This window comes from Caballeronia sp. LZ003, assembly GCF_031451465.1.
In the GTDB taxonomy this organism is placed as follows: Bacteria; Pseudomonadota; Gammaproteobacteria; order Burkholderiales; family Burkholderiaceae; genus Caballeronia.
This window is the reverse complement of the sequence record NZ_JARUXJ010000002.1, coordinates 242,995-249,993: the sequence shown is the minus strand read 5'-3', so window position 1 is coordinate 249,993 and position 6,999 is coordinate 242,995. Positions and strand designations below refer to the sequence as shown.

Annotated in this window: 7 protein-coding genes; 1 reads left to right on the top strand and 6 read right to left on the bottom strand. The window is 61.6% G+C overall.

What is annotated here, in order from left to right; genetic code table 11:
• Window positions 1-348 precede the first annotated feature (348 nt).
• Window positions 349-618, top strand: a complete 270-nt coding sequence (locus QCE79_RS15770) for a hypothetical protein (protein WP_250468353.1) — start codon at window positions 349-351, stop codon at window positions 616-618.
• Between the two features lie 213 nt (window positions 619-831).
• Here the strand turns inward: QCE79_RS15770 and QCE79_RS15765 are convergent, their stop codons facing one another.
• The 6 genes from QCE79_RS15765 to QCE79_RS15740 form a co-directional block, all read right to left on the bottom strand.
• Window positions 832-1,692: an MOSC N-terminal beta barrel domain-containing protein gene (locus QCE79_RS15765; protein WP_309845788.1), complete on the bottom strand. Its 861-nt coding sequence runs from the start codon at window positions 1,690-1,692 to the stop codon at window positions 832-834.
• A gap of 92 nt (window positions 1,693-1,784) precedes the next feature.
• Entirely contained in the window at window positions 1,785-2,792 is a 1,008-nt protein-coding gene (locus tag QCE79_RS15760; protein WP_309845785.1) for a Gfo/Idh/MocA family oxidoreductase, read from the bottom strand.
• Between the two features lie 25 nt (window positions 2,793-2,817).
• Entirely contained in the window at window positions 2,818-3,750 is a 933-nt protein-coding gene (locus tag QCE79_RS15755; RefSeq protein ID WP_309845782.1) for an FAD-binding protein, read from the bottom strand.
• A complete protein-coding gene (locus QCE79_RS15750; protein WP_309845779.1) occupies window positions 3,750-4,499 on the bottom strand; it encodes an electron transfer flavoprotein subunit beta/FixA family protein in 750 nt (249 codons plus the stop codon). Before QCE79_RS15750 ends, QCE79_RS15755 begins: the two co-directional genes overlap by 1 nt.
• Window positions 4,500-4,529: 30 nt before the next feature.
• Entirely contained in the window at window positions 4,530-5,489 is a 960-nt protein-coding gene (locus tag QCE79_RS15745; protein ID WP_309845777.1) for an ABC transporter permease, read from the bottom strand.
• Window positions 5,490-5,496: 7 nt separating this feature from the next.
• Window positions 5,497-6,996 carry a sugar ABC transporter ATP-binding protein gene (locus tag QCE79_RS15740; RefSeq protein WP_309845775.1) on the bottom strand — a complete coding sequence of 500 codons (1,500 nt, stop codon included), beginning with the start codon at window positions 6,994-6,996 and terminating at the stop codon, window positions 5,497-5,499.
• Window positions 6,997-6,999: the final 3 nt, after the last annotated feature.

Genomic DNA, 6,999 nt, shown 5'->3' with positions numbered 1-6,999 from the left:
AGAGGGAAGGACCACGTGCCTTCTTCTCTCGTTGATTCTTGCCGATAACGTCCGAGCCTCAACGAGAGGACCGTATCTCCTTGCGGCCCTCTGGGTGAAGTGTTTTAGCCCGCTTGTTAGCGGGCTTTTTTTCGTCCATTCAGAGCGGCGGTACGACACGCTCCCTCGAAAAACCACGCGCAATAAATCGTCTACCGCGTCGAAGATAATCCGCCAGCAAATTTATCCGGTTGACAACGCTTTTTGGCCAGAGAAACCTGACGTTGTGCAATGCACCAATCTGGCTGAATCGCGGCAGAAGCCAGGAATACACGTCACGCCGCTCAACGTTCATCTTCGAGGTCCGTCATGCGACTTTCCATCCTGCTGGCTGCACTCACGACCTGTCTGACCTGTACGGCACGCGCAGAAAATCCGGCTTCGCCACAAGACTCGGCCATGTACCTTTCGAGTGTCGTCGGCAATTCGCAGATGAACGCAAATCCGCAACTGGCGCAGCCAGTCAGCGCGTCGTCGGACAAACCATGCACGTCGCCCGGAAGACGGGTTCAGCGGGACATTCGTGGGTCGATCGACGGTGGCTCGCGCTGCGACAATGCAACGGCCACCGCGTTCTGACGACACGCGCGAAGCAGCGTGTTCGACGATTGCGACGCATGCATCACTTTAGGTGTAGCTGCTCGACGACAAGCGCAGGACAACGAGTTCACTCAGAGGCCGCTCAAGTGCGAGCGCGGAAACGGCCCTAGCATTGCTCGATGCATCGCGCACCTTCGCGCCGCCAAAAACCAGCACGCGCAATGCCGCGCTGAAGAGGAAGAGGGACGCGCCTCAAAAGTCGTCGGAGAAACTCAGTTCATAGTCGACGCTCGCGCCAACGCGCAACTCACGGCCCGCGCCGTCAAGAGCAATCGCGTTCTGTCCGAACGTGAGGCCGCCATCTACGCGAGCATTAGCGCGCCAGCCCATCATCACGTCGAGCGGTTCGTTGGGCCATTGCGCGTCGCGCACGCCGTGCGTCTGATCGACCGTCGTGATCGGACAGCGCGCGCACGGCTTCACCATGCGCAACACGATGCCATCGACCGAGATCGTATCGATGAGGTCTTCCTCGAAGGCATCGAGACCGCTCAAGACGACATTGGGCCTGAAGCGATTCATCGGCACGCACGGCGCGCCCTTCGCTTCGAGACGCGCGTTGAGATCGTCGAGCGAGGCGTGGTTGGTGACCAGCAGCGGAAAGCCATCGGCGAATTGCGTGGGTGCGTCGGCATCGCGCGTCCACGTCTTGCCCGCGAGGCGCGTGACGTCGTCGGCAAAGCGCACGAGCCGCACGGGAACGCCGAGGCGTGCGGAGAACCAGCGCGCGGCGCTCACGCCTTCGTCTAACGCCTCGAAGTGATCGCGCCAGACATTCACGGCAACGCGCGCCGGGTCTTTCTCGTGCGCAAGCGGCACTTCGAGCGGTGCGGCAGCATCGGGGGAATTCAGCACGAGCGCATCTGCCGTGAGCGTTGGAACGATGCGCGCCATCGCCGGGAATTCGCGTTGCGAGACGAAGCGCCCGTTTTCGTCGATGACCATCCAGTGGCGATCCCATGGAAACCCGTGAACGGCGAGCTGCACGCAATCGAGTGCGATTGCGCCGCATGACTTGACTGGATAGACGAATAGCGCGCTGATGGTAGGCATGATCGGGGTGTTCGATGGCGCGAACCGCTCTTCTGGAAAAGCGCCATTGTCCCGTGCTCATATTGTTCCGGCAAGCGGTGCGCTCATACGCTTTATAACCGCTTCCCCGCATCCGCCGTGACGCGCTCGATCAACCGCTGCACACGAAGCGCATCATCGCCGCTGACGCTCGGCGCGCGATCATCCCGCACGGCATCGAAAAAGTCCTTCAACAACGCACGATGCGCGGCGTGCGAGAAGTCCATCGGCTTCGCACCGAAGCCCGACGACGAAGGATCGCGGAACTCGTCGATGCTTCCATCACGGAAAAACACGCGCAAGTGCCCGCCTTCGAGCGTTGCCGTGCCTTTATCGCCGATTAACTCGATGCGCTCCGGAAAGCCCGGAAACGCCGCCGTGGTTGCAAGAAGATGACCCACGGCGCCGCTCGCGAACGTAAGCGAAGCGCTTGCAAAGTCCTCGGACTCCATCGTGTGCAACGCGGTGGTCGCGGTAGCCGCCGCGACCGAGGACACATCGCCCGCCAGCCACAGAAGAATGTCGAGCGAATGAATTGCCTGCGTCAACAACACGCCACCGCCATCGCGCGCATAAGTGCCACGGCCCGGTTCGTCGTAATAGGATTGCGGCCGCCACCAGCGCAGATCGAGTCCCGCGCATGCAATCGAACCAAGCGCGCCACTCGCCTTCACTTCCGCCAGCCGCTGCGCGGCGGGACGAAAGCGATTTTGAAACACCACGCCGAGTTTGCATTCCGCAGTACGGCAGATATCGACGATGCGCGTGGCGCGCGACATCGACACATCGAGCGGTTTCTCCAGCATCACGTGCTTGCGCATTGCGGCGGCCTGTTCGACCAGTTCGAGATGCGTATTCGGCGGCGTGAGGACGAGCATGGCGTCGATGGTCGCGTCGTTCAATATCGCATCGACAGACGCGCCGACAGGAAACCCATGCGCGCTGGCAAACCGTTCTACTCGTTTAGGCGAACGGCCGACGACCGCCACGACCTCCACTTCCTCACGCAATTCATTCAATGCGAGCGCGTGAGGCGTTGCAGCCAATCCAGCGCCGACCATCGCGATTCGAATTTTGCGCATCGAGCCTTCCTTGGGCGTTGATGTGTCACACGATCGTCGTCAGCTCCGGAACGGCTTCGAAAAGATCCTGAGCCAGACCATAATCCGCGACGCTGAAAATAGGCGCTTCCGGGTCCTTGTTGATGGCGACGATGACCTTGCTGTCCTTCATCCCGGCCAGATGCTGAATCGCGCCCGAGATGCCGACCGCCACGTACAACCGCGGCGCGACGATCTTGCCCGTCTGACCCACTTGATAGCTGTTCGGCACGTAACCCGCATCCACCGCCGCGCGCGACGCGCCCAGCGCAGCACCGAGTTTATCAGCGAGCGGTTCGAGCACCGTCGTGTAGTTCTCGCCATTGCCGAGGCCGCGTCCACCCGAAACGATGATCGAAGCCGAAGTCAGTTCCGGCCAATCCAGCTTCGTGACTTCGCGGCTGACGAATGACGAGATGCCAGCGTCGGCTGCCGCTTCGATCTTCTCGACCGATGCACTGCCGCCTTCTGCCGCCACCGGATCGAAGCCCGTTGCACGCACCGTGATGACCTTGATCGGATCGCTCGATTGCACCGTCGCGATGGCGTTGCCCGCGTAGATCGGACGCTCGAAGGTATCGGCACCAACGACGGCGGTGATGTCGCTGATCTGCGCGACATCCAGATGCGCTGCGATACGCGGCGCGATGTTCTTGCCATAGGCCGTCGCGGGCGCGAGGATGTGCGAATAGTGCTTCGCGATATTCAGCACCGTGCCCTCGACGTTCTCGGCCAGACCTTCGGCGAGTTGAGGCGCGTCCGCAAGCAGCACTTTAGATACGCCTGCGATCTTGGCTGCCGCATCGGCCGCGCCCTGCGCGTTCGCACCGGCAACCAGCACATGGATTTCGCCGCCGATTTTTGCCGCCGCCGTCACCGTGTTCAACGTCGCCGCCTTGATAGACGCGTTATCGTGTTCCGCAATCACTAGAATCGTCATCAGATCACCTTCGCTTCGTTCTTCAACTTCTCGACCAGCGTCTTCACGTCCGGCACCACCACGCCCGCCGAACGCTTCGGCGGTTCCGCGACTTTCAGCGTCTTCAGTCGCGGCGTCACGTCAACGTCAAGATCAACGGGCTTCAAAGTCTCCAAAGGCATTTTCTTTGCCTTCATGATATTGGGCAGCGTGACATAGCGCGGCTCGTTCAGGCGCAAGTCGGCCGTCATCACCGCAGGCAGCTTCAACGTCAACGTTTCGGCGCCGCCGTCGATCTCGCGCGATACCGTCGCCTTGCCGTCCGTCACCACCACCTTCGATGCAAACGTCGCTTGCGGCAACCCAGCCAGCGCGGCGAGCATCTGGCCGGTCTGATTGCAATCGTCGTCGATAGCCTGCTTGCCCAGAATCACGAGCTGCGGCTGTTCCTTGTCGATGAGCGCCTTCAGTATCTTCGCCACGGCGAGCGGTTGCAGTTCATCGCCGGACTCGACGAGAATGCCGCGATCCGCGCCAATCGCCAGCGCGGTACGCAAAGTCTCCTGGCACTGCGCGACGCCGCACGATACCGCGACGACTTCCGTCGCCACACCTGCTTCGCGCAGGCGCACGGCTTCTTCCATCGCGATCTCGTCGAAGGGATTCATCGACATCTTCACGTTGGCGAGTTCGACGCCGCTGCCGTCGGACTTGACGCGCACCTTCACGTTGTAATCCACCACTCTCTTCACTGCCACGAGGATTTTCATGAGCTAACCGTCCTTCAACGAATGCAAGTATCACTTGATGATCAACACCTTCGACCGATCGAAAGCCACCGTGACGGCGACGATCAGGATCAGACCGAACACGATCTGCTGCGCGAATACGCTGATGCCGACGAAGGTCATGCCCACGCGCGCCACCGACACCAGCAGTGCACCGACGAGCGTCCGTCCAATGCCGCCCGCGCCGCCCGTCAGCGCCGTGCCGCCGACGATCACGGCCGCGATGGCCGGCAAAAGGAATTGATCGGCAAGCGTGGGCGAACCGCTTCCAAGACGCCCTGCCATCACGACGCCCGCCAGTCCCGCGAAGAACGACGAGGTGCCGAACACGAGGCACTTCGTGGTCGACACGCGCACGCCCGAGGCAATGGCGGCGGGTTCGCCCGCGCCAATGGCATCGGTGCGACGGCCGAACACCGTCGAGCGATGCAGGAACAGGCAGAACAAAAACACGGCCACGCCAAGCAGGATTTCATGCGGCACGCCGAACGACGTACCCGTGGTCCATCCAAGCGATGCATTGCGCATCTCGTCGCTGATGCCGATGGAACGCGTACCCGACAACGTCAACGCCGCCGCCGATGCAATGCCGCCGACCGCGAGCGTCGCGATGAACGAGGGAATGCGCAGCACGGTCTGAATGACGCCGCTCAAAAGCCCGATGCCGAACGAAGCCGCAAGCGCGATCACCGCCGCCATCGCGCCGTAACGCGGCAGCAGCATCGCGACGATCACGCTCGACAACGACGCCACCGCCTGCAACGAAAGGTCGATGCTGCCGAGCAAAACCACGAATGTCGTGCCGACCGCCATGATGAAAAGCGTCGAGCTATCGGCAAGCAAACCGAGTTGTGTCGATGGCGCGAGAAAGCTCGGCTGTGCAATCTCGATCAACACGTAGAGCACGACGAGTGCGAGAAACGGCGCATTGTCGCGCAGCTTCGCCGCGAGGGAAGCGTTTAGTTGTGGCATATCGACCTCAGACCATGTGTTCGACGATTTCGACCTGCGAAGGCTTGCGCCCGACTTCGCACGGCATGATTTTTTCGGCGCGGCCGTCGCGCATCACCATCACGCGGTGACTGAGGCCGAGGATCTCTTCGAGCGTGTCGCCGGTCAGCACCACCGCCACGCCGTCCGCCGTCAGTTCGCGGATCAGCTGATAAACCTCTTCCTTCGCGCCGACATCGAGACCGCGTGTCGGATGATCGAGCACGAGGATTCGGCTGCCCGCGAAGCGCCATTTCGCGAGCACCACTTTCTGCTGATTGCCGCCAGAGAGATTGCGGCACGACGCATCGGCGCCGGGCGTCTTGATGTGCAGACGTTCGATCCATTCGTTGGCAAACGCACGCTCGCGCGCCTTCTTCACGATGCCGCCACGGCTCACCGCATTGAGACGCGGCAAGGTCAGGTTTTGCGCGACGCTCATTTGCGTGACGAGACCTTCGACCTTGCGCTCGCGCGGCACGTAGCCAATGCCCAATGCAACGGCATGATTCGCATGCGGCTTCAGATGCGTGCTGCCCACCAGCACTTCGCCGCGATCGAGCTTTTCGAGTCCCGCGATGACGCGGCACAGTTCCTCGCGCCCCGAGCCGACCACGCCTGCGACTCCGAAGACTTCGCCGCAGCGGACATCGAAGGACACGTCATCGAGCACATGTCCGAGCGACGCGTGACGCACCGAAAGCGCTACATCGTCGCGGCAAGGCTTCTGCAGATTCTCGCGGTAATACTCGCCATGCAGCGTACGGCCCACCATCAGTTCATGCAGCTTCGTCACCGACGCCGTTCCCGACGCCATCTCGGACACGACCTTGCCGTCTTTCATGACATACACGCGATCGGAAAGTGACAACAGCTCGTCGAGCCTATGCGAGACGAACACGAACGAGGCGCGCGACTTCAGTTCGCGCACGAGGCCGAAGAGAATCTCGATCTCGCCTGCTTCGAGCACGGAGGTCGGCTCATCGAGCAAGATGATCGGCGTGCCGCCCGTGCGACTCGCCAGCGACAAGGCGCGCGCGAGTTCCACCATCTGCCGCTGACCGAAGGATATGTCTTCGCAGAGCGTCAATGGATCGATATTCAGACGCACGGTCGCCAGTTCCTTCTGCGCCGCGCGCTTGAGCTTCGACCAGTTGATGCGGCCGAAGGTCACGAACTGTTCTTCGCGCCCGAGAAACAGGTTCTCCGCGACCGTCAGGTTCGGCAGGATCGACTGCTCCTGATACACCATGGCGATGCCCTTGGAGGTCGCATCGCGCGGATTGCGAATCACGAGCGGCTTGCCGTTCAGCGTGATCTCGCCCGCATCCTGACGATACGCGCCGGTCAGGAGCTTCATCAACGTGGACTTGCCCGCGCCGTTCTCGCCGATAAGACCGACGATCTCGTTGGGCCGCACGTCGATGGACACATCGTCGAGCGCAAGTACGCCCGGAAAGCGCTTGGTGACATTCTTGAGTGACAGCATGTT

Bases quoted from the DNA above. Each gene is read 5' to 3' on its own strand.
- QCE79_RS15770 (WP_250468353.1), top strand. From the start codon at position 349: ATGCGACTTTCCATCCTGCTGGCTGCACTCACGACCTGTCTGACCTGT.
- QCE79_RS15765 (WP_309845788.1), bottom strand. From the start codon at position 1,692: ATGCCTACCATCAGCGCGCTATTCGTCTATCCAGTCAAGTCATGCGGC.
- QCE79_RS15760 (WP_309845785.1), bottom strand. From the start codon at position 2,792: ATGCGCAAAATTCGAATCGCGATGGTCGGCGCTGGATTGGCTGCAACG.
- QCE79_RS15755 (WP_309845782.1), bottom strand. From the start codon at position 3,750: ATGACGATTCTAGTGATTGCGGAACACGATAACGCGTCTATCAAGGCG.
- QCE79_RS15750 (WP_309845779.1), bottom strand. From the start codon at position 4,499: ATGAAAATCCTCGTGGCAGTGAAGAGAGTGGTGGATTACAACGTGAAG.
- QCE79_RS15745 (WP_309845777.1), bottom strand. From the start codon at position 5,489: ATGCCACAACTAAACGCTTCCCTCGCGGCGAAGCTGCGCGACAATGCG.
- QCE79_RS15740 (WP_309845775.1), bottom strand. From the start codon at position 6,996: ATGCTGTCACTCAAGAATGTCACCAAGCGCTTTCCGGGCGTACTTGCG.